The sequence below is a fragment of the Streptomyces nigrescens genome (assembly GCF_027626975.1).
Classification (GTDB): Bacteria; Actinomycetota; Actinomycetes; order Streptomycetales; family Streptomycetaceae; genus Streptomyces; species Streptomyces nigrescens.
The window spans coordinates 6,897,136-6,918,437 of the sequence record NZ_CP114203.1; the positions used below are offsets into that span (position 1 = coordinate 6,897,136).

Consider the following 21,302-nt stretch of genomic DNA (forward strand, 5'->3'; position numbering starts at 1 on the left):
GAAGGCAGGGAGCGTGGCCGGACCGACAACCGCCCAACGCGGTGAGAAGAAGTCACCGTCCGGCCCGCCCTCCGCCGCGGCGCCCCCCGGGCGAAGATTCCGGTGGGAGCGCCTTCCTCTTCGCGCGCCGAGCCGCCGTGGTCTGATCATCATCCTGGTCGTCACGGTGCTGCTCGGCGCGTTCGGCGTCTGGGCCCTCTACGCCTCGAACTGGCTCCGGGCGGAGCGCGTCAGCACCACCGGCACCAAGGTTCTGACGCCGCGTGAAGTCGTCGCCGCCGCGGACGCCCCGATGAACGCGCCGCTGGCCTCCGTGGATACGGACGCGCTGGCCCGCCGGCTGCGGGCCCGGCTGCCGCGCATCAAGACGGTGGACGTCGAGCGGTCCTGGCCGCACACAATCGGCCTCAAAGTGACCGAAAGAGTGCCGGAACTGCTGATGCGAGCGGGCGGAAAGTTTGTCGAAGTGGACGCCGAGGGCGTCCGGTTCGCCACCGTCGGCACGGCTCCCAAGGGCGTTCCGCTTCTGGAAATGACCGCTTCCGACTCCCCGAGTCTGCGCCGGTTCGGAATCGACCGGTTGCGGCGTGCCGCGGTCAAGGTCGCCCAGGATCTGCCCGCCGTCGTACACAAGGACGTACGGACGGTCCGCGTACGGTCCTACGACGCCATCACCCTCGAACTGGACGGCGACCGCACGGTCGCCTGGGGTAGCCGCGAACAGGGCCCCGAGAAGGCAAAGGTGCTGACCGCGCTGCTGAAAGCGGCACCTGGCGGGCGTCACTTCGACATCTCGGTGCCCAGCGCCCCTGCGGTGTCCGGGAGTTGACGTCCGTAGCCGCAGGCCAGCACCCTGGATGGCTACGACTATGGGTGATCACATAGGGTGAAAAGAAAAACGGGAGGTTCGGCGTGTTCGTTGAACGGGCGCGCCTTGTCGACTTAGTGTCTCGTTCCAAAGGGACTATGGAACCAAGGAACACAGGCACAGGTAACCCTAAACTTCAACGTTAGGGTTCGGGTCGGCGATACGAACCGTCCCATCGGCATCAGTCGGCGTCCACACGCACGTGCGGCGACGACACGTAACTCGAGGCGAGAGGCCTTCGACGTGGCAGCACCGCAGAACTACCTCGCAGTCATCAAGGTCGTCGGCATCGGCGGCGGTGGCGTGAACGCCATCAACCGGATGATCGAGGTCGGGCTCAAGGGCGTCGAGTTCATCGCGATCAACACCGATGCGCAGGCGCTGCTGATGAGCGACGCCGACGTCAAGCTTGACGTCGGCCGCGAAATGACCCGCGGACTCGGCGCCGGCGCCAACCCCGATGTGGGTCGCAAGGCGGCCGAGGACCACCGCGAGGAGATCGAGGAGGTCCTCAAGGGGGCCGACATGGTCTTCGTGACCGCGGGCGAGGGCGGCGGCACCGGCACCGGTGGTGCCCCCGTCGTCGCCAACATCGCCCGCTCGCTGGGCGCCCTGACGATCGGTGTGGTCACCCGGCCGTTCACCTTCGAGGGCCGCCGTCGCGCCAACCAGGCCGAGGACGGCATCGCCCAGCTGCGCGAAGAGGTCGACACCCTCATCGTGATCCCCAACGACCGACTGCTGTCCATCTCGGACCGCCAGGTGAGCGTGCTCGACGCGTTCAAGTCTGCGGACCAGGTGCTGCTGTCGGGTGTCCAGGGCATCACCGATCTGATCACCACCCCGGGTCTGATCAACCTCGACTTCGCCGACGTCAAGTCCGTGATGTCGGAGGCCGGATCGGCCCTCATGGGGATCGGTTCGGCGCGCGGCGACGACCGTGCGGTGGCCGCAGCGGAGATGGCGATCTCCTCGCCGCTCCTGGAGGCGTCCATCGACGGCGCCCGCGGTGTGCTGCTGTCCATCTCCGGCGGTTCCGACCTCGGTCTCTTCGAGATCAACGAGGCCGCCCAGCTGGTCAGCGAGGCCGCACACCCGGAAGCCAACATCATCTTCGGTGCGGTCATCGACGATGCGCTGGGCGACGAGGTACGGGTGACGGTCATCGCCGCGGGATTCGACGGCGGTCAGCCGCCGGCCCGCCGGGATGCGCAGTCCTCCGCGCTGTCCTCCCCGAAGCGCGAGGAGCCCACCCCGGCCCCGAGCCGTCCGGCCACTCCGCCCGAGCCGCGTTCGTCGTCCTTCGGCGGACTGGGTTCGGTGCCCGTACGGGACGAGGAGCCGGCACCCGCCGAGTCCTCCTCCTCACTGGGCGAGGTCCCGTCGTCCCCGGCGAGCGCTCCGCAGGTTCCCCCGGCCCGTCCGTACTCGGACTCCGCGGCCGAGGAACTGGACGTTCCCGACTTCCTGAAGTGACCGAAGCACTGAAGTGATAGGGCAACAGCACCACGAGAGCGGCGCGCATTTCGCCTTCACCGACAGGTGGGGCGGGGTGAGCGCCGCTCCGTACGATCAGCTCAACCTGGGCGGCGCGGTCGGCGACGACCCGCGGGCCGTACACGCCAACCGTGCCCGCGCCGCTGGGGAACTCGGCCTCGACCCGGCCGGCGTGGTCTGGATGAACCAGGTCCACGGCCGGGACGTCGCGGTGGTCGACGGGCCCTGGCGCGGCGACGACATCCCCGGTGTGGACGCGGTGGTGACGGATCGCCGGGGCCTCGCGCTCGCGGTCCTGACCGCTGACTGCACCCCGGTCCTGCTCGCCGACCCGGTCGCCGGGATCGCCGGGGCCGCGCACGCCGGCCGGCCCGGCCTGGTCGCCGGGGTCGTTCCGGCGGTGGTCGAGGCGATGGTGAAGCGGGGCGCGGAGCCGGCGCGGATCGTCGCGTACACCGGACCGGCGATCTGCGGACGCTGTTACGAGGTGCCCGAGGAGATGCGCTCCGATGTCGCCGCGGTGGTGCCCGAGGCCCGTGCGACGACCAGTTGGGGCACTCCCGCGGTGGACGTCACCGCAGGCGTACGGGCCCAACTCGCCGCGGAGGGCGTGCTGGTGCGTGAGGATTCCCACATCTGCACCCGCGAATCCGCGGACCACTTCTCTTACCGGCGCGACCGTACGACGGGGCGGCTCGCGAGCTATGTATGGCTCGGGGACACCCCCGGCCCGGGGCTGGGGGAGGCCACGCCGTGACCGACGACCGCAAGACGCAACTGGCACAGAACCTGGCACAGGTGGAGGAACGTATCTCCGCCGCCTGCGCCAAGGCCGGCCGGCCGCGTGAGGAGGTGACCCTGATCGTGGTCACCAAGACCTACCCCGCGAGCGATGTCCGGCTGCTCGCGGAACTGGGGGTGCGGCAGGTCGCGGAGAACCGGGACCAGGAGGCGGCACACAAGGCCGCTGAATGCACTGATTTGTCCCTTACTTGGCACTTCGTTGGTCAACTGCAGACGAACAAGGTGCGGTCCGTGGCCGGTTATGCCGGGATTGTTCAGTCGGTCGACCGCGCCAGGCTCGTCACCACGCTCTCCAGGGAGGCCGTGCGTGCCGAACGTGAACTGGGTTGCCTGATCCAGGTGGCACTTGACGCGGAGTCGGGTGTGCGGGGTGAACGGGGAGGTGTGGCGCCGGACGGTGTCGCGCCGCTCGCCGAGCAGATCGCCGGGGCCCAAGGTCTGCGTCTGGACGGTGTGATGACCGTCGCGCCGCTGGCCGGGCCCTATGCCGGGCGTGAACTCGCCGCCTTCGAACGGCTCATGGAAATCTCATCCGACCTGCGCGCGGACCATCCTGCTGCCAACATGGTGTCAGCAGGCATGAGCGCGGACCTCGAAGAGGCCGTGGCGGCCGGGGCGACACATGTGCGCGTCGGCACTGCGGTACTCGGAGTCCGACCACGGCTCCGGTAACGTCGCCAAGCAAGTCGGACCACAGCACAAAATATGGTCATTCCCGTAAAAAGCGGGGCAGGCCGAGTGGATCCAAGGCCCCTGGTGACGGAGCCGATCCACCACAGAGCGGAGGACGCAGAGAATGGCCGGCGCGATGCGCAAGATGGCGGTCTACCTCGGCCTCGTGGAGGACGATGGGTACGACGGCCGGGGGTTCGACCCCGATGACGAGTTCGAGCCCGAGCTTGACCCGGAACCCGATCGGGGACGGCGTCAACAGCACCCGGTGCAGGCCGAAATTCCCCCGGAACGGGAGGAACCCGTCCGTGCCGTAACACCTCCGGCGCAACGTGAACCGGCCCCGCTTGCCACGGAAAACGGACGACCCGCGCGAATCGCCCCCGTGGCATCCATCACACCCGACCGTCCGAATCTGGAGAAGAACGCACCGGTGATCATGCCCAAGGTTGTGTCCGAGCGGGAGCCCTACCGCATCACCACACTCCACCCCCGGACCTACAACGAAGCCCGTACCATCGGGGAACACTTCCGTGAGGGCACTCCGGTGATCATGAATCTGACGGAGATGGACGACACCGACGCGAAGCGACTTGTCGACTTTGCGGCCGGTTTGGTGTTTGGTCTTCACGGCAGCATCGAGCGGGTGACGCAGAAGGTGTTCCTGTTGTCGCCTGCTAACGTCGATGTCACGGCGGAGGACAAGGCCCGTATCGCAGAGGGCGGGTTCTTCAACCAGAGCTGAGACGCAACACCGGGCACACCGAGTCGGTGAGGCCAACACAGGAGCAAGGCAAGGGGAGAGGGACGGCGCGAGATGAGTGTCTTTGGTCAGGTGATCTACATCGCGCTGTACTGCTTCCTGATCGTGTTGATCTTCCGGCTGGTGATGGACTATGTCTTCCAGTTCGCCCGTTCATGGCAACCCGGCAAGGCGATGGTGGTCATTCTTGAGGCCGCCTACACTGTCACTGATCCGCCACTCAAGCTTCTGCGGCGGGTCATCCCGCCGCTGCGTCTCGGGGGCGTGGCGCTCGACCTGTCCTTCTTCGTATTGATGATCATCGTGTACATCCTGATCACCGCCGTGAGGTCGGTGTTGTTGGTGTGAACGATACGGTCTTGCCGATTGCCGACGACTACGTTGAGGTGAAGTAGAGATGCCGTTGACCCCCGAGGACGTGCGGAACAAGCAGTTCACGACCGTCCGCCTCCGAGAAGGCTATGACGAGGACGAGGTCGATGCCTTCCTCGATGAGGTCGAAGCCGAACTGACCCGGCTCCTGCGGGAGAACGAGGACCTTCGCGCCAAGCTGGCCGCTGCCACCCGCGCCGCCGCGCAGAACCAGCAGCAGCAGGGCCTGCGCAAGGGACCGGACCAGCAGCAGGAGCAGCAGCAGCGTCCCGGGGCTCCGGTGCCCGCCGCCATATCCGGTCCGCAGCCGGTGCCGCCGCAGCAGCAGGGGATGGGTGGACCTCCCCAACTGCCCGGTGGTGCACCGCAGCTGCCTCCTGGTCCCGGTGGCCACGGACCGCAGGGTCCGCACGGTCCCGGTCCGATGGGCCCCGGCGGCCCCATGGGTGGCCCGATGGGCGGCCCCGGTGGACCCCAGCAGCTGCCGCAGGGCGGTCAGCAGGGTGGTCCCGGTGGTGACAGCGCCGCGCGCGTGCTGTCGCTGGCACAGCAGACCGCTGACCAGGCGATCGCGGAGGCCCGTTCCGAGGCCAACAAGATCGTCGGCGAGGCGCGCAGCCGTGCCGAGGGCCTGGAGCGGGACGCCCGCGCCAAGGCCGACGCGCTGGAGCGGGACGCGCAGGAGAAGCACCGCGTGGCGATGGGCTCGCTGGAGTCGGCCCGCGCGACGCTGGAGCGCAAGGTCGAGGACCTGCGCGGCTTCGAGCGCGAGTACCGCACGCGGCTGAAGTCCTACCTGGAGAGCCAGCTGCGTCAGCTGGAGAACCAGGCGGACGACTCGCTGGCCCCGCCGCGGACCCCGGCGACCGCTTCGCTGCCGCCGTCCCCGTCGATGGCGTCGGCCGGTGCCGGCACCATGGGCGGCAACCACACCATGGGTGGCGGTCAGTCGATGGGTGGCGGCAACCACTCCATGGCCGGTCAGTCCAGCAGCGGTCCGTCCTACGGCGGTCAGCAGCAGATGTCGCCGGCGATGACCCAGCCGATGGCTCCGGTGCGTCCGCAGAGCCCGCAGCCGATGCAGCAGACGCCGTCGCCGATGCGCGGCTTCCTGATCGACGAGGACGACAACTGACGTCCGCGTAGCGCGCACAGTCGGCAATCAGGGCCGGGCCCCGAAGGAACATTCCTTCGGGGCCCGGCCCTTTTGTGTGTACTTGCGCGTGGGGAGCAGGCCGGTCCGCGGGGACGGCAGAGCCCCCCGGCGCGGTGGCGCCGGGGGGCTCGGTGCGTGGCGGCGAACCGCGTCCGCGGTTACGCCTTGCGCAGCTGGAAGGTGAGGGCCAGGCTCTCGTCGGTGAACGCGGGGCCGTAGGAACCGTCCGCCTCGCCGGGGGCGAAGTCCGTGGCGAGCACCTCGTCGGAGATCAGGCCGGCATGGTCGGCCAGTGCCGTGCGCAGCTCCTCGTCGGTGGACTGCCAGCGCAGCGCGATCCGGTCGGCGACGTCGAGGCCGCTGTTCTTACGGGCCTCCTGGATCAGCCGGATCGCGTCGCGGGCCAGGCCCGCCCGACGCAGCTCCGGGGTGATCTCCAGGTCGAGGGCGACCGTGGCGCCGGAGTCGGAGGCCACCGACCAGCCCTCGCGCGGGGTCTCGGTGATGATGACCTCCTCGGGGGCGAGCGAGACGGTCTCGCCGTCGACCTCGACGCTCGCCGTGCCCTCGCGCAGCGCGAGGGAGAGGGCGGCGGCATCGGCGGCAGCGACGGCCTTGGCGACCGCCTGGACGCCCTTGCCGAACCGCTTGCCCAGGGCACGGAAGTTCGCCTTGGCGGTGGTGTCGACCAGGGATCCGCCGACCTCCGACAGCGAGGCCAGCGAGCTGACGTTGAGCTCCTCGGCGATCTGTGCGCGCAGGTCCTCGGACAGGTCCGCGAACCCGTGGGCCGCGACCAGCGCACGGGACAGCGGCTGGCGGGTCTTCACCCCCGACTCGGCGCGGGTCGCCCGGCCCAGCTCGACCAGCCGGCGCACCAGCTGCATCCGGCCGGACAGCGCCGGGTCGATGAGCGTCCGGTCGGCGACCGGCCAGCTGGTGAGGTGGACGGAGTCCGGGGCGTCCGGGGTGACCGGGACGACCAGGTCCTGCCAGACCCGCTCGGTGATGAACGGGGTGAGGGGCGCCATGAGCCGGGTGACGGTCTCGATGACCTCGTGGAGCGTCCGCAGTGCGGCCGCGTCGCCCTGCCAGAAGCGGCGGCGGGAGCGGCGTACGTACCAGTTGGAGAGGTCGTCGACGAAGGACGACAGCACCTTGCCGGCGCGCTGGGTGTCGAAGGACTCCAGCGACTCGGTGACCTGCTCGACCAGGGTGTTCAGCTCACCGAGCAGCCAGCGGTCCAGCAGCGGGCGGTCGGCCGGGGCGGGGTCGGCCGCGGAGGGCGCCCAGCCGGAGGTACGGGCGTACAGCGCCTGGAAGGCGACGGTGTTCCAGTACGTCAGCAGCGTCTTGCGGACGACTTCCTGGATGGTGCCGTGGCCCACCCGGCGGGCGGCCCAGGGGGAGCCGCCGGCGGCCATGAACCAGCGGACCGCGTCGGCGCCGTGCTGGTCCATGAGCGGGATCGGCTGGAGGGTGTTGCCCAGGTGCTTGGACATCTTCCGGCCGTCCTCGGCGAGGATGTGGCCCAGGCAGACCACGTTCTCGTACGAGGACTTGTCGAAGACCAGGGTGCCGACGGCCATCAGGGTGTAGAACCAGCCGCGGGTCTGGTCGATGGCCTCGGAGATGAACTGCGCCGGGTAGCGCTTCTCGAACAGCTCCTTGTTGCGGTACGGGTAGCCCCACTGCGCGAACGGCATCGAGCCCGAGTCGTACCAGGCGTCGATCACCTCGGGGACGCGGGTCGCGGTGCCCTGGCAGGTCGGGCAGGCGAAGGTGATCCCGTCGATGAACGGGCGGTGCGGGTCCAGGTCGGACTGGTCGGTGCCGGTCAGCTCGGTGAGCTCGGTGAGCGAGCCGACGCAGGTGAGGTGATTCTCCTCGCAGCGCCAGATGGGCAGCGGGGTGCCCCAGTAGCGGTTGCGGGACAGCGCCCAGTCGATGTTGTTGTTGAGCCAGTCGCCGAAGCGGCCGTGCTTGACGGACTCGGGGAACCAGTTGGTGTTCTCGTTCTCCCGGAGCAGGGCGTCCTTGATCGCGGTGGTGCGGATGTACCACGACGGCTGGGCGTAGTAGAGCAGCGCGGTGTGGCAGCGCCAGCAGTGCGGGTAGCTGTGCTCGTAGGCGATGTGCTTGAAGAGCAGACCGCGGGCATCGAGGTCGGCCACCAGGGCCTCGTCGGCCTTCTTGAAGAACTGGCCGCCGACCAGGGCCAGTTGCTCCTCGAAGGTGCCGTCCGGGCGGACCGGGTTGATCACCGGCAGGTCGTACGCCTTGCAGGTCTTGAGGTCGTCGTCACCGAAGGCCGGGGCCTGGTGGACGAGGCCGGTGCCGTCGTCGGTGGTGACGTACTCGGCGTTGACGACGATGTTGGCGCCGTCGAGCTCGACGAGGCCGAAGGGGCGCTCGTAGGCCCAGCGCTCCATCTCGCGGCCGGTGAAGGACTCGCCGGTGGCGGTCCAGCCCTCACCGAGGGCCTTCTCCAGCAGCGGCTCGGCGACGACCAGCTGCTCGCTGCCGTCGGTGGCGACGACATAGGTGACGTCGGGGTGCGCGGCGACGGCGGTGTTGGAGACCAGGGTCCAGGGGGTGGTCGTCCAGATCAGCAGCGCGGCCCGGCCGGCCAGCGGGCCGGACGTCAGCGGGAGGCGGACGAAGACCGAGGGGTCGACGACGTTCTCGTAGCCCTGGGCCAGCTCGTGGTCCGACAGGCCGGTGCCGCAGCGCGGGCACCAGGGGGCGACGCGGTGGTCCTGGACCAGCAGGCCCTTGTTGAAGATCTCCTTCAGCGACCACCACACCGACTCGATGTAGTCGGGGTCCATCGTGCGGTACGGGGCGTCCAGGTCGGTCCAGTAGCCCATACGGGTCGTGAGCTCGGCGAAGGCGTCGGTGTGGCGGGTCACCGACTCACGGCACTTGGCGTTGAACTCGGCGATGCCGTACGCCTCGATGTCCTTCTTGCCGTTGAAGCCCAGCTCCTTCTCCACGGCCAGCTCGACCGGGAGGCCGTGGCAGTCCCAGCCGGCCTTGCGGTCGACGTGGTAGCCCTGCATCGTCCGGAACCGGGGGAAGACGTCCTTGAAGACGCGCGCCTCGATGTGGTGCGCGCCGGGCATGCCATTGGCGGTCGGGGGGCCCTCGTAGAAGACCCACTCGGGCCGTCCCTCGGACTGCTGGAGGGTGCGGGCGAAGACCTTCTGCTCCTGCCAGAACTCGAGCACGGCGTGCTCAAGGGCGGGGAGGTCTACCTGGGCGGGTACCTGGCGGTACTGGGGCTGCGGACTCATCGGGGGCTTCCTCCGGCGGACACCTGCTGCGTTCTCCGTCCGGAGGGACGAGAGCCTGGGCTCCCGCGGTACCACCCTCCTTGGCGGTGTCGCTGCACCGCCCCCTCATTGGGGTCGCGCTGCCGGTTCTACTCGCCTTGGGTGGCCCGAGGACCGTGGGCGGATCCCACTACCCAACGCTTTCTTCCGGCGGCTCCGGGGTGATCTTCACGTCGTGCACGCCCCCGGGCTCCCACCGTCCCCGGGTCGCTGCTGGCTGCGTACGGCGCTACTCGTCCCGTCAATGCCTCTCGCTGGGCCCAGTGTACGGGGCCGGGCCGACAGCGGCCGACCGGATTTCCGGCAACCCGGGGCGGGGCCCGCTGCGGGGTGCCGTACGGGGTGGTCCGGCCCTTCGCCGCGCCGTGGGGCGGGCCCGTGCGATGACCCGAATGGCCAGCGGCCCGCTGCGCCCCCTATGGGCGGATTCGCCGGGCGGGGAGCGGGCACAACCGAGACGGGCCGCCCTTCCGGGCCGGTGCCGGGACCCGAAGGGCGGTGCGTCCCGTTGCCGCGTGGCGTGAGGCGATTTATCGTTCCCGTCACGATTCGCGAATAAAGTCACATATGTGAAGGGGTCGCGGCCATGGTGGCGAAAAAGACCGCCGCGGAGAAGAGCACGACGCCTGCCGACGAGGCCGTCGCGAAGCAGCCTGCAGCGAAGAAGACAGCTCCGAAGAAGGCCGCGGCCAAGAAGACGGCGGCCGGTACGACCACGCCGGAAAAGGCGACGGCCAAGAAGGCGGTGCCGAAGCGGGCCGCCGCGAAGAAGACGGCGGCGAAGAAGACGGTGGTGAAGAAGACGGCGGCGAAGAAGGCCGCGAAGAAGGCTCCGGCCAAGACGGCCGCGGTGCCCGCTAAGAAGACGGGAGCCAAGACGGTGGTGGCGAAGAAGACTGCGGCCGCATCGGCCACGGCGCACGGCGATGACTCCGCGGTGCCCATGGCCCGGGTGGCCGCGGCGCCGGACGAGCTCGCCGTACGGCCCGGCGAGGACCCCTGGACGCCCGCGGAGGTCGCCGAGGCACGGACCGAACTGATGGAGGAGACCTCACGGCTGCGGCTGGAGATCGTCTCGGCCGAGGACGCCATCGCCGGGCTGATGCGTGACTCCGGGGACGGCGCGGGGGACGACGAGGCCGACACCGGCAGCAAGAACATCACCCGCGAACACGAGCTGGCGCTCGCCTCCAACGCCCGCGAGATGCTCCACCAGACCGAACGCGCCCTCGGCCGGCTGGACGCGGGCACCTACGGGCTGTGCGAGAACTGCGGCAACCCCATCGGCAAGGCACGGATGCAGGCCTTCCCGCGCGCGACGCTGTGCGTGGAGTGCAAGCAGCAGCAGGAGCGCCGCTGAGGTGACGGCCGGTGGCGCGTACGGCACCCGTACCGCCCGCTGCCGTACGCGTGTGCCGTACTCTCGTGGTTCAGCCGGGCACGGCCCGGCCGGGGATACAACGGGCTGAGGGACTCACACGTGGCAGAGGCGGAACGCATCACCGGTACGCCGGAACCCGAGCCGGGTACCGGAGCGGATCCCACGACGGGATCCGAAGGGGGAGGTACGGTGCAGCCGGAGCAGGGCAAGGACCGCGGCAAACGGCGGATCCTCGCGCTGCTGCTGGTCGCGCTCTTCGTCTACCTGCTCGACCTGGGCAGCAAACTCCTCGTGGTCGCGAAGCTGGAGCACCATGCGCCCATCGAGGTGATCGGGACGCTGCTGCGGTTCACGGTGATCCGTAACCGCGGCGCCGCGTTCGGCATGGGCGAGGCGCTGACGATCTTCCTCACCATCATCGCGGCGGCGGTGATCCTGGTCATCTTCCGGATCGCCCGCAAGCTCTACAGCCTGCCCTGGGCGATCGCGCTCGGGCTGCTGCTCGGTGGCGCCTTCGGCAATCTCACCGACCGGATCTTCCGCGCGCCGGGCGTCTTCGAGGGTGCGGTGGTCGACTTCATCGCGCCGGCGCACTTCGCGGTCTTCAACCTCGCCGACTCCGCGATCGTCTGCGGCGGCGTGCTGATCGTGATCCTGTCCTTCCGTGGGCTGGACCCCGACGGGACCGTGCACAAGGACTGACCGGGCCCCTCCGGACCGTCCGTCCGCCCCGGCCCCGGCCGCCGGGCAGGACACCATGGCGGGACTGCCATACTCGTGGGGTGAGCACCATTCCCGAGATCCGCACCCTGCCCGTACCGGACGGCCTGGAGGGCGAGCGCGTAGACGCCGCGCTGGCCCGGATGTTCGGCTTCTCCCGTACGAAGGCGGCCGAACTCGCCGCCGCCGGAAAGGTCCGGGTCGACGGATCCGAGGTGATGAAGTCGGAGCGGGTGCACGGTGGCGCGTGGCTGGAGGTCGAGATGCCGCAGGCCGCGCCGCCCGTCGAGGTCGTCGCCGAGCCCGTCGAGGGCATGGAGATCGTGCATGACGACGACGACATCGTCGTGATCATGAAGCCGGTCGGGGTCGCCGCCCACCCGAGCCCGGGCTGGACCGGAACCACCGTCATCGGTGGTCTGGCCGCGGCCGGCTACCGCATCTCCACCTCCGGCGCCGCCGAGCGCCAGGGCATCGTCCACCGCCTCGACGTCGGCACCTCCGGCCTGATGGCCGTCGCCAAGTCCGAGCGCGCCTACACCCTGCTCAAGCAGCAGTTCCGCGAGCGTACGGTCGACAAGCGCTACCACGCCCTGGTCCAGGGCCACCCGGACCCGATGAGCGGCACCATCGACGCCCCCATCGGCCGCCACCCCCAGCACGACTACAAGTGGGCGGTCACCGCCGAGGGCAAGGCGTCCGTCACGCACTACGACCTGATAGAGGCGTTCCGGGCGGCCAGCCTGCTCGACATCAAGCTGGAGACCGGCCGCACCCACCAGATCAGGGTGCACATGGCCGCGCACCGCCACCCCTGCGTCGGCGATCTGACCTATGGCGCGGACCCGACCCTCGCCAAGCGGCTGGGCGTCGGACGGCAGTGGCTGCACGCGGTCCGGCTGGGCTTCGAGCACCCCTCGGACGGCCGCTGGGTCGAGTTCGAGAGCTCCTACCCGGACGATCTGCAGCACGCCCTCGACACCGTCCGGGACGAGAGCGGCTGACGCAGCGTCTTCCACGGTGCCGACACGGCGGGCAGCCGGCGGCCCCGTGGCAGGCTGGGGACGGACATTGACCGGATCCGACCTCGGAGCGTCGCCACCGTGGACCAGCTGGCTCTGATGTTCGTCCTGCTGCTCGGAGCCGTGGTCATGGTTCCGGTCGGCGACCGGCTGCGGCTCCCGTCACCGGTGCTGATGACCCTCGCGGGCGCCGTTCTGGCGCTGCTGCCGTTCGTGCCCAACGTCGAGGTGCCGCCCGAGTTCATCCTGCCGGTGGTGCTGCCGCCGCTGCTCTACGCGGCCGTCCAGCGCACCTCCTGGCGGCAGTTCACCGCCAATCTCCGGCCGATCTTCCTGCTCGCCGTGGCGCTGGTCTTCGCCACCACCGCGGCGGTCGCCGCGGTCGCCCAGGCGGTGGTGCCCGGGATGCCGGTGGCCGCGGCGGTGGTGCTCGGTGCGCTGGTCGCACCGCCCGACCCGGTCGCCGCCACCGCCGTCGCCGGCAAGCTGGGACTGCCCCGCCGGCTGGTCTCCATCCTGGAGGGCGAGGGGCTGTTCAACGACGTCACCGCGATCGTGCTCTACCACGTCGCCCTCGCCGCGGCCGTCAGCGGCACCTTCTCGCTGCCCGCCGCGGTCGGCTCGCTGGTGCTGTCCGCGGTGGTGGCCATAGCGGTCGGCCTGGGGCTCGGCTGGGTCACCAACAAGCTGATGGGGCTGCTCGGTGACCCGACGCTGCAGATCGGTCTGACGCTGCTGGTGCCGTTCGTCGCCTATGTCCTGGCCGAGGAGTTCCGCGGGTCCGGTGTGCTCGCGGTGCTGACCTGCGCGCTCTTCCTGGCCGAGTACGCCGTCGACGCCGACGATGTGATGGGCCGGCTGGCCGGCTACACCTTCTGGGAGGTCGTCGACACCCTCGTCACCGGCGTCGCCTTCGGGCTGATCGGTCTGGAGCTGCACAACATCTTCGGCGCCGCCTCGCACCGCTGGGGCCAACTGCTCGGCGCCGGCGCCGTCGTCGTCGCGGTGGTCGTCGGCGTCCGGCTGCTGTGGCTGCTGCCCGCCGCCTGGCTGGCCAAGCGGATGCACAAGCTCCGCGACTATGACGAGGAGATCCCGATGAGCTGGCGGGAGACGCTCATCATGTGGTGGTCGGGGATGCGCGGGGTGGCCTCCGTGGCGCTGGCGCTGGCCATCCCCTACAGCATCGACGGCGGCGACGGCTTCCCGGCCCGCGACGACATCCTCTTCATCGCCTTCGCGGTGGTGCTCAGCACCCTCCTCGTCCAGGGCCTCACCCTGCCCTGGCTGGTGCGCAGGCTGCGGGTGCGGGCCGACACCGATGCCGTCGACGCGCTGGAGCGGGAGCTGGCGATCAGGGTGATCAAGGCGTCCAAGCGGCGGCTGAAGGAGATCCTGGAGGTCGAGGAGCTGCCCGAGGAGGTCAGCGACCAGCTGGCGCGCCGGGCGTACGACATGGGCGCCCGGATCGCGCCGGACATCGTCGACGACGAGCGGCGCGAGCTCTTCGAGAAGCGCATCCACCGGATGAAGAAGGTGCACCGCATCCAGGGCGAGATGCTCTCGGCCGCCCGGCACGAGGTGCTGGCCGCGCGCAGTGAGCCGGGCGCGGACCCGGAGATCGTCGACCGGGTGCTGCGGCATCTGGACATGCGCAGTCTGCGGCACACACCGTGACGCCGGGGCGCGGCCGGGCGGCCGCGCCCCCTCAGTCCTTCGACAGCCGCCGGGCGTCCGGGTCCTCGCCGTGGCGGGCCTCGGGGACCCCGGGCGGGGCCGGTGCGGTGCTGATCCGCGGCAGCGCGTAGGCGTGCTCGGTGCGCAGCCACTCCAGCAGCCGCTCACGGACCTCGCATCGCACCGTCCAGAGGGTGTCCGCGTCCCGGGCGGTGACCAGCGCCCGCACCACGATCGTGGACGGGGTGGTGTCGGTGACCACCAGGCTCCAGGACCTGCCGTCCCAGTCCGGGCACTCCTGGAGGACTTCGAGCAGCTGCTGGCGCATCTTCTCCACCGGCGCGCTGTGGTCGAGGTGGAAGAAGACCGTGCCGGTCATCTGCGCCCCGCCGCGCGACCAGTTCTCGAACGGCTTGCCGGTGAAGTACGACACCGGCATGGTGATCCGGCGCTCGTCCCAGGTCCGTACGGTCAGCGAGGTCAGTGTGATCTCCTCGACGGTGCCCCACTCGCCGTCCACGACGACGGTGTCCCCGATGCGCACCATGTCACCGAAGGCGATCTGCAGCCCCGCGAAGAGGTTGCCGAGGGTGGACTGGGCGGCTATACCGGCGACGATGCCGAGCAGTCCGGCGGACGCCAGCATGGACGTGCCGACCGCCCGCATCGCCGGGAACGTCAGCAGCATCGAGGCGGCCGCGACGACGATCACCACGGCCGTCACCACCCGCTGGATCAGCGTCACCTGGGTCCGCACCCGCCGCACCCGTGCCGCGTCCCGGCCGCTGGCCGCATAGCGGGAGTACGAGGATTCGACGATCGCCGCCGCGGCCCGGACCGCCAGCCAGGCGGTGGCCGCGATCAGGACCAGGGTCAGCGCCTGGCCGACGCCCGCCTCGTGGTCCGCGGCGATCTTCAGCCCGGCCTCGTCGAACGAGGCGAGCAGCAGCGCGGTGCACAGGGCCACCCGCAGTGGTATCCGGCAGCGCCGCAGCAGCCCCCACAACGGGGTCTCGGGATGGGCGGCGTCGATCCGGTGCAGGCCGCGGTCGGTGAGCCAGACCAGGATGAGCGTGAGCAGGACGGCGCCGCCGATGACGGCGACCGGACGCAGTACGTCCTCCAATGACACGAGACTCCTCCTCCGTGGGGTGCGAGGGGCTGTGGTGTGCTGGTACCCGGTCCTCGTGACCGTAACTGGCAGGATGGGGCGAGAGCGATCCAACCCCAGGGAAGTGATGTCAGTGCCGGCCGCCTCCGAGTCCCCGACCAGCGGGCTTTCGACGATTGTCCTGTTTCATTCGGTGTGCGGGCTGCGGCCCGCGGTGCATGCCGCGGCGGACCGGCTGCGGGCCGCGGGTCACGAGGTGATCGTCCCCGATCTGTTCGACGGCCGGACCGCCGAGTCGGTACCGGACGGCATTCTGATCAAGGACGAGATCGGCAAGGAGGAGCTGCTCAAGCGGGCCATCACGGCCGTGGCGCCGTACTCCGACCGCGGGCTGGTCTACGCCGGCTTCTCCTTCGGCGGCTCGGTCGCCCAGAACCTCGCACTGGGCGACGAGAAGACCCGCGGGCTGCTTCTGCTGCACGGCACCTCGGACATCGCGGAGGACACCGTCGCCGACGAGCTGCCGGTGCAGCTGCATGTCGCCGACCCGGACCCGTACGAGCCGCATGACTGGCTGAACTCCTGGTATCTCCAGATGCGCCGGGCCGGCGCGGACGTGGAGGTCTTCCGCTACGCCGGCGCCGGCCACCTCTTCACCGATCCCGAGCTGCCCGACTACGACGAGGAGGCCGCGGAGAGCGCCTGGAAGGTGGCGCTGGGCTTCCTCGCCGGCCTGTGAACGGGCAGGCCGGCGAGGCCCGGGACGTGCTCGGTCAGCCGACCGGCTGGTCCGCCCGCTCCATCTGCTGGGTGCCGGACCGGGTGCGGTACGAGCGCAGCAGCGCGCTGGTGGCCTGCGGATCGGTCTTGTCGGAGATCCCGAAGTAGTCCATCTGCGTACGCTCGGCGCTGACGTCCAGGACCCCGTAGCCGTGGGAGTCCATGTCCAGCCACTTCACATGCCGGTTGGCGGCCTTCAGGGCGGCGACCCCGGCCAGTGAGACCGTGTGCGGGGCGACATGCAGGAAGTCGTCCACGTTGTCGGAGGTGACGGAGGTGACCACGAACTCCGTCGCCACCGGCTGGTCGGCGGGGTAGGTCGCCGCCTGCAGCGGCACCTCGTTGGCCCAGGCCATGTGGATGTCGCCGGTCAGGAAGACGGTGTTGTCGATGCCGCGGTCGCTGAGGTGGCTCAGCAGCTCGCGCCGGTCATCGGTGTAGCCGTCCCACTGGTCGGTGTTGATCGCCAGGCCCTCCTTGGGTATCCCGAGGATCTCGGCGAGCGGGCCGAGCAGCTTCGCGGGGATGGCGCCGAAGGCGACCTGCGAGATCATCACCGAGGTGCCGACCAGTCGCCAGGCGGTGTCCGAGCGTTCAAGACCGGCCTTGAGCCAGTCCAGTTGGGCCCGCCCGGTGAGGGTGCGGCTCGGGTCGTCGACCGCGCCGCTGCCCGGCTTGGCCTGCTCGTCGCGGAACGACCGCAGGTCCAGCAGATGCAGATCGGCGAGGGTGCCGAAGCGCAGCCTGCGGTAGGTGGTGCCGGCGGTCGAGGGGCGCACCGGCATCCACTCGAAGTACGCCTGCTTCGCGGCGGCCATCCGCGCGGACCAGGGGCCCTCGCTCTCCGGTGTGTGGTTCGTCGCGCCGCCCTTCCAGGCGTTGTCGGCGAACTCGTGGTCGTCCCACATGGCGATGACGGGGTGCGAGGCGTGCATGGCCAGCGCGTCCGGGTCGGTCTTGTGGACGCCGTGCCGGATGCGGTAATCGGCGAGCGTCAGCAGCTCGTTCGCGGGGGAGTGCGGGCGGACGACGTACTTGAACTCCGGGTACTCGCCGGACTTGTACTCGTAGAGGTAGTCGCCGAGATGGAGCACCGCGTCCAGGTCGGTGCGGGCGGCCAGGTGCCGGTAGGGGGAGAAGTAGCCGGACTCCCAGTTGGCGCAGGAGACCACACCGAAGCGGATGTTGCCGGCCGCGGTGTCATGGGCCGGGGCGGTGCGGGTCCGGCCGACGGGGGAGTGCTGCCCGTCGACGGTGAAGCGGTAGTAGTAGGGGGTGGCCGGCTGCAGGCCGCGGACGTCCGCCTTGAGGGTGTGGTCGGTGGCGGCCGAGCTGGTCAGGCTTCCCCGGGCGACGACGGACGCGAAGTCCTTGTCGGTCGCCACCTGCCAGCTCACCTTGGTGGCCGGCCCCCGGCCGGATCCGGGGGTGGCCGCCGGGGTCGGCGTGACCCGGGTCCACAGCAGGACTCCGTCCGGGAGCGGGTCACCGGAGGCGACCCCGTGCTGGAAGAACAGGGCCTGGTCCGAGGCCTCTTGGGCGTGCGCCGTGGTGGCGCCGGCGAACGGCAGAAGTGCGGCGGTGGCGGCTACGGCCGTGACGGCAGTGCGGCGCGAGATCTGGTCATGATCGGTCACGGCCGATCACCCTACTGGCCGGTAAGGCGCCCCGGGAGGGCGAATTCACGGGAACCCCGAGAATTCGCCCACCCGTTGTCCGAAAGGCGCTCAGCGGCTGGCCGAGGGATCCTTTTCGCCCTCGCGAATGCCCTTCGATCCTCCTTCGTCCTTACTGCCGCCCTTGCCCGGTTCCGGCTTCCCGGATCCCTTCGCCGGGCCGAACTCCTTGTCGATCATCTTCTTGAAGTTGGCCTGCGCGAGTTGGTTGTACTGCGCCTGCGTCATCTGCTGCTGCGGGATCTGGGGGATCGTCAGCTTCTTGTCGCCGTGCATGAGGGTGGGCGTGGCCTTGACGCCCTTACGGCCGAAGAGCGCGGTCATGTCCATCGCCCAGCGGTCGTAGGTGCCCTTCTTCACCGCTGTCTCGAACGCCTTGTTGCCCTTCAGCGCCGGCACCGTGGCCGCGACCTTGAGCAGCTCGGAGTCCTTGCTGTAGGCGTCGACCTGCTCCTCGGGGTGGAACTTGGTGGAGTACAGCGCCGTCTTGTACTTCAGGAACGCCTCCGGGCTGACGTTCAGCGCCGCACCGAGCGCGCTCAGCGCGTTCTTCGAGCCCTCGCCGCCGGCCGGGGTGTCGTCGATGAAGGTGTACATCGAGAAGCGGACCCGGTAGCGGCCGTCCTCGATGTCCTTGAGCAGCGCCTCACCGCTGCTCTGCTCGAAGGAGGCGCACGCCGGGCAGCGGATGTCCTCGAAGACCTCCAGGGTCTCCTTGGCGTTCTTGTCGCCTATCAGGATCTCGGTGCCGTTCTTGCCCTGGGTGTTCGCGGGCGCGACCGGCTCGGCCTCCTTGGCGGCCTCCCAGCCCTTGGGCTCGTTGGCCTTCATCACCATGAAGCCGACGCCGCCGGCCACCACCAGGACACCGGCCACGGTGCCCGCCACGACGAGCTGGCGGCGCAGCTTCTCCTTCTTCTTCTGGCGTTCGCGCTCGGCCCGGATGCGTTCGCGGGCCGCGGCCTTGTTGGCCTGGTTGTTGCGGTTGCTCATGGGGGGTTCCGTCCCTCGGGATGTCGTGACTGCTGCGGACTGGTCAGGCGGCGGCCGGAGCGGGCGGGCCGCGGCGCAGTACGCAGTGCACGAGGAGGGGGAGCGGGCGGGCCGGCGGCATCGGGTGCAGCGGGCGGATCTGGCGGCGGGCCAGGGGGACCGCGGTGGTGACCACCGCGGCCGCGGTGCGCAGCGGGCGGCAGGCGCCGGCTGCCGCGGCGCGCAGCAGGGCGTCCAGGGCGGCGTCACCGCGGTGCAGCCAGCCTGCGGCGAGCAGGCCGACGGCGACATGGGCGGCGAGCAGCAGCCAGGGGGCGGCCGCCGGGACCGGCGGCAGCGGTGTGCCCGCATGGGCCGCGATTCTGGCGAGCGGAGTGCCCAACTCGCCGCCCCCGCACAGCAGATCGACGCCGACCGAGCGCAGCGGGCCGGTGACCGGGCCGCCGGCCCCGCCGTAACAGGTGTGCTGTCCGGCGGTGAAGACGGTGTCGGCGGCCAGCTCCAGGGGCACCAGCAGCGCGGCGATCCGGCCGTAGCCACGCTCCCGTCCGGTCAGCGCATAGGCCGCGGCGAAGACGCCGGCGCAGATAGCGACGACCGACGCGGGCGGTAACGGGGCGCGGGAGAGCAGGACATGGGAGGTCGCGGACAGGGTGGTGCACAGCGCGGTGAACAACACCGCCCGCACCGCCCTGAGCTGGACCCCCGGCGCGGCCGCCGGCCGGGTCCCGGGACGTCCTCCCGTCGCCTGCATGAGCGGAGTCTGCCATGTGCACGGCGCCGCGAGGGGTCAAGATTTGGCATCGGCCGGCGCGCACGGAGCACGCCGGCCGGGGAGGGCGGGACGGAGGCCGGCCGCGGAGGCCGGTCTCCGCCTACGTCACTTCTTCAGTTCCTTCTCCACCAGCGAGTTGTAGTCGGCCACGCTGTCCGGTGCCACCTTGCCCTGCGGGGTGTCCTTGCCCAGCACCGTGCCGTTGAGCTTGATCGTCGGGGTGCTCTTGACGTCCTTGACGGAGTTGAAGGCGTTGGAGACCTCCAGCGCCCACCGGTCGTACGTACCGTCCTTGACGGCCTTCTGGAAGGCGGCGTTCCCCTTCAGAGCCGGGACGGTGTCGGCGACCTTGATCAGGTAGTCGTCGTCGGCGAACTTGTCCGGCCCGGTCTCCACCGGGTGGAACTCCTTCGAGTACAGCGCGTACTTGTACTTCAGGAAGGCGTCCGGGCTGACGTTGAGGGAGGCGCCCAGCGCATTCAGCGCGTTCTTGGAGCCGGTGCCCTGGAGGTTGTTGTCGAGGAACGTGCCCAGGTGGTAGGACGCCTTGTACTTGCCGTCCTTGATGTCCTTCTCGACGGTGGCGCCGACGGTCTGCTCGAAGGAGGCACAGCCGGGGCAGCGCGGGTCCTCGAAGAGGTCCAGGGTGTTCTTGGCGTCCGCCTTGCCGACGACGATCGTGGTGCCCTTGGGGCCGCTGCTGTTGGCGGGCTTGACCAGCGGGGCGTTCGCTCCGTCGTCGCCCGAGGTGGCGACCACCACCCCGATACCGCCGGCTATCGCCAGGACACCGACGATCGCGCCGCCGACGATCAGCTGCCGGCGGAGCCGGTCCTTCTTCGCCTGCCGCTCGCGCTCGGCGCGCAGCCGCTCGCGGGCTGCCTGCTTGTTGGCCTGGTTGTTGCGGTTGCTCATGGCTGTTCCTGCTCCGTGCGAATCCGTGGGAGGGGTGGGTGCTGTGGCCTACGCGGCGAGCGCGCAGGGCGGCCCACGGCGCACGACACAGTGCACGAGCAGGGGCACGGCGCGGGCGGGGTGCCCGGACCGTTGGGGAGCGGGCGCCGGGCGGCGCGGGGCGGCGATGGCGCCGATGACCGCGACGGCGAGGAGCAGCGGGCGGAAGGCGAAGCCGGCCACCGCGCCCAGCAGCCGGCCCAGCGCGGCCTCACCACGGCGCAGCCAGCCCGCGGCCAGCAGCCCGATCACGAGATGTGCCGCGAGCAGGACCAGCCAGCTGCTCACCGGCCCGGCCTGGTCCTCGGGCAGCCGCGTCAGCGGTGCGCCGACCGGGTCGCCGCCGCACAGCAGATCCACGCCGAGCGAGCGCAGCGGACCGGCGACCGGGCCGCCGGCCGCCCCGTAACAGGTGTGCTGCCCGAGGCTGAAGACGAGATCGGCGGCGAGTTCCAGGGGGACCAGCAGCGCGGCGATGCGCCAGTAGCCGCGCTCCCGGCCGGCCAGCGCATAGGCGATGCCGAACACGGCGGTGCTGAGCACGGCGACGGTGGTCAGCGGCAGCGGCATACGGGACAGCAGCACATGGGACGCCGAGGACAGCGTGACGCACAGCGCTGTGAAGAGCGCCGCGCGCAGTGCCCGCAGATGTGCCGCCGAAATGTCCATCGCAGCCGAGTGTGCCATGGGCGGGGTTAAGCGGCGGCTAAGGGGGCCCGAAGCCGTACGCACCGGACGATCCGGTG

The 21,302-nt window shown here is 70.3% G+C and carries 19 protein-coding genes; 12 read left to right on the forward strand and 7 right to left on the reverse strand.

Annotation, left to right across the window (positions count from 1 at the left end; genetic code table 11):
• Positions 1-13 precede the first annotated feature (13 nt).
• From STRNI_RS30535 to STRNI_RS30565, 7 genes are all read left to right on the forward strand, one after another.
• Positions 14-829, forward strand: coding sequence for a cell division protein FtsQ/DivIB (locus tag STRNI_RS30535; protein ID WP_026169742.1), 816 nt, complete (start codon positions 14-16; stop codon positions 827-829).
• 282 nt (positions 830-1,111) lie between these two features.
• Positions 1,112-2,344 carry a cell division protein FtsZ gene (gene ftsZ, locus STRNI_RS30540; RefSeq protein ID WP_127150410.1) on the forward strand — a complete coding sequence of 411 codons (1,233 nt, stop codon included), beginning with the start codon at positions 1,112-1,114 and terminating at the stop codon, positions 2,342-2,344.
• 13 nt (positions 2,345-2,357) lie between these two features.
• Positions 2,358-3,122, forward strand: a complete 765-nt coding sequence (gene pgeF / locus STRNI_RS30545) for a peptidoglycan editing factor PgeF (RefSeq protein WP_277412381.1) — start codon at positions 2,358-2,360, stop codon at positions 3,120-3,122.
• Positions 3,074-3,841, forward strand: coding sequence for a YggS family pyridoxal phosphate-dependent enzyme (locus tag STRNI_RS30550; protein ID WP_266446182.1), 768 nt, complete (start codon positions 3,074-3,076; stop codon positions 3,839-3,841). The genes pgeF and STRNI_RS30550 overlap by 49 nt, the downstream gene beginning before the upstream one ends.
• Before the next feature lie 124 nt (positions 3,842-3,965).
• Positions 3,966-4,586, forward strand: a complete 621-nt coding sequence (locus STRNI_RS30555) for a cell division protein SepF (RefSeq protein ID WP_018090256.1) — start codon at positions 3,966-3,968, stop codon at positions 4,584-4,586.
• Positions 4,587-4,658: 72 nt separating this feature from the next.
• Positions 4,659-4,952: a YggT family protein gene (locus STRNI_RS30560; protein ID WP_018090257.1), complete on the forward strand. Its 294-nt coding sequence runs from the start codon at positions 4,659-4,661 to the stop codon at positions 4,950-4,952.
• A 49-nt stretch (positions 4,953-5,001) separates the two neighbouring features.
• Positions 5,002-6,111, forward strand: coding sequence for a DivIVA domain-containing protein (locus STRNI_RS30565; protein ID WP_026169744.1), 1,110 nt, complete (start codon positions 5,002-5,004; stop codon positions 6,109-6,111).
• A gap of 179 nt (positions 6,112-6,290) precedes the next feature.
• On the opposite strand, the gene ileS is transcribed toward STRNI_RS30565, so the two are convergent.
• Positions 6,291-9,428, reverse strand: coding sequence for an isoleucine--tRNA ligase (gene ileS, locus STRNI_RS30570; protein ID WP_277412382.1), 3,138 nt, complete (start codon positions 9,426-9,428; stop codon positions 6,291-6,293).
• 625 nt (positions 9,429-10,053) lie between these two features.
• On the opposite strand from ileS, the gene STRNI_RS30575 reads away from it, so the two are divergent.
• The 4 genes from STRNI_RS30575 to STRNI_RS30590 all read left to right on the forward strand — a co-directional run bounded on the left by STRNI_RS30575 (position 10,054) and on the right by STRNI_RS30590 (position 14,267).
• Positions 10,054-10,827 carry a TraR/DksA family transcriptional regulator gene (locus tag STRNI_RS30575; protein ID WP_274735032.1) on the forward strand — a complete coding sequence of 258 codons (774 nt, stop codon included), beginning with the start codon at positions 10,054-10,056 and terminating at the stop codon, positions 10,825-10,827.
• 120 nt (positions 10,828-10,947) lie between these two features.
• Complete coding sequence (gene lspA / locus STRNI_RS30580) at positions 10,948-11,550, forward strand: signal peptidase II (RefSeq protein WP_018090263.1); 603 nt, start codon at positions 10,948-10,950, stop codon at positions 11,548-11,550.
• Positions 11,551-11,630: 80 nt separating this feature from the next.
• A complete protein-coding gene (locus tag STRNI_RS30585) occupies positions 11,631-12,572 on the forward strand; it encodes an RluA family pseudouridine synthase (RefSeq protein WP_159488570.1) in 942 nt (313 codons plus the stop codon).
• 99 nt (positions 12,573-12,671) lie between these two features.
• The gene (locus STRNI_RS30590) at positions 12,672-14,267 is read left to right on the forward strand and encodes a Na+/H+ antiporter (RefSeq protein ID WP_018090265.1); all 1,596 of its coding nucleotides are present in this window, start codon (positions 12,672-12,674) and stop codon (positions 14,265-14,267) included.
• Positions 14,268-14,298: 31 nt separating this feature from the next.
• Here the strand turns inward: STRNI_RS30590 and STRNI_RS30595 are convergent, their stop codons facing one another.
• Positions 14,299-15,393 carry a mechanosensitive ion channel family protein gene (locus tag STRNI_RS30595; RefSeq protein ID WP_159489489.1) on the reverse strand — a complete coding sequence of 365 codons (1,095 nt, stop codon included), beginning with the start codon at positions 15,391-15,393 and terminating at the stop codon, positions 14,299-14,301.
• A 112-nt stretch (positions 15,394-15,505) separates the two neighbouring features.
• Between STRNI_RS30595 and STRNI_RS30600 the strand changes: the two genes are divergently transcribed.
• Positions 15,506-16,117 (forward strand): dienelactone hydrolase family protein, encoded by a 612-nt coding sequence (locus tag STRNI_RS30600; RefSeq protein ID WP_277412383.1) that lies wholly within the window; start codon positions 15,506-15,508, stop codon positions 16,115-16,117.
• Between the two features lie 34 nt (positions 16,118-16,151).
• Here STRNI_RS30600 and STRNI_RS30605 read toward each other — a convergent pair whose 3' ends face one another.
• From STRNI_RS30605 to STRNI_RS30625, 5 genes are all read right to left on the reverse strand, one after another.
• The gene (locus STRNI_RS30605; RefSeq protein ID WP_018090268.1) at positions 16,152-17,795 is read right to left on the reverse strand and encodes an alkaline phosphatase D family protein; all 1,644 of its coding nucleotides are present in this window, start codon (positions 17,793-17,795) and stop codon (positions 16,152-16,154) included.
• 90 nt (positions 17,796-17,885) lie between these two features.
• Positions 17,886-18,827 (reverse strand): thioredoxin domain-containing protein, encoded by a 942-nt coding sequence (locus STRNI_RS30610; protein ID WP_277412384.1) that lies wholly within the window; start codon positions 18,825-18,827, stop codon positions 17,886-17,888.
• 43 nt (positions 18,828-18,870) lie between these two features.
• Positions 18,871-19,581 carry a hypothetical protein gene (locus STRNI_RS30615; protein ID WP_277412385.1) on the reverse strand — a complete coding sequence of 237 codons (711 nt, stop codon included), beginning with the start codon at positions 19,579-19,581 and terminating at the stop codon, positions 18,871-18,873.
• Between the two features lie 126 nt (positions 19,582-19,707).
• A complete protein-coding gene (locus STRNI_RS30620; protein ID WP_159488578.1) occupies positions 19,708-20,517 on the reverse strand; it encodes a thioredoxin domain-containing protein in 810 nt (269 codons plus the stop codon).
• Positions 20,518-20,565: 48 nt separating this feature from the next.
• A complete protein-coding gene (locus STRNI_RS30625; RefSeq protein ID WP_159488580.1) occupies positions 20,566-21,225 on the reverse strand; it encodes a hypothetical protein in 660 nt (219 codons plus the stop codon).
• Between the last annotated feature and the right edge of the window lie 77 nt (positions 21,226-21,302).

Bases quoted from the DNA above. Each gene is read 5' to 3' on its own strand.
- STRNI_RS30550 (WP_266446182.1), top strand. From the start codon at position 3,074: ATGGCTCGGGGACACCCCCGGCCCGGGGCTGGGGGAGGCCACGCCGTG.
- STRNI_RS30555 (WP_018090256.1), top strand. From the start codon at position 3,966: ATGGCCGGCGCGATGCGCAAGATGGCGGTCTACCTCGGCCTCGTGGAG.
- STRNI_RS30560 (WP_018090257.1), top strand. From the start codon at position 4,659: ATGAGTGTCTTTGGTCAGGTGATCTACATCGCGCTGTACTGCTTCCTG.
- STRNI_RS30565 (WP_026169744.1), top strand. From the start codon at position 5,002: ATGCCGTTGACCCCCGAGGACGTGCGGAACAAGCAGTTCACGACCGTC.
- ileS (WP_277412382.1), bottom strand. From the start codon at position 9,428: ATGAGTCCGCAGCCCCAGTACCGCCAGGTACCCGCCCAGGTAGACCTC.
- STRNI_RS30575 (WP_274735032.1), top strand. From the start codon at position 10,054: ATGGTGGCGAAAAAGACCGCCGCGGAGAAGAGCACGACGCCTGCCGAC.
- STRNI_RS30600 (WP_277412383.1), top strand. From the start codon at position 15,506: ATGTCAGTGCCGGCCGCCTCCGAGTCCCCGACCAGCGGGCTTTCGACG.
- STRNI_RS30610 (WP_277412384.1), bottom strand. From the start codon at position 18,827: ATGAGCAACCGCAACAACCAGGCCAACAAGGCCGCGGCCCGCGAACGC.
- STRNI_RS30615 (WP_277412385.1), bottom strand. From the start codon at position 19,581: ATGCAGGCGACGGGAGGACGTCCCGGGACCCGGCCGGCGGCCGCGCCG.
- STRNI_RS30620 (WP_159488578.1), bottom strand. From the start codon at position 20,517: ATGAGCAACCGCAACAACCAGGCCAACAAGCAGGCAGCCCGCGAGCGG.
- STRNI_RS30625 (WP_159488580.1), bottom strand. From the start codon at position 21,225: ATGGACATTTCGGCGGCACATCTGCGGGCACTGCGCGCGGCGCTCTTC.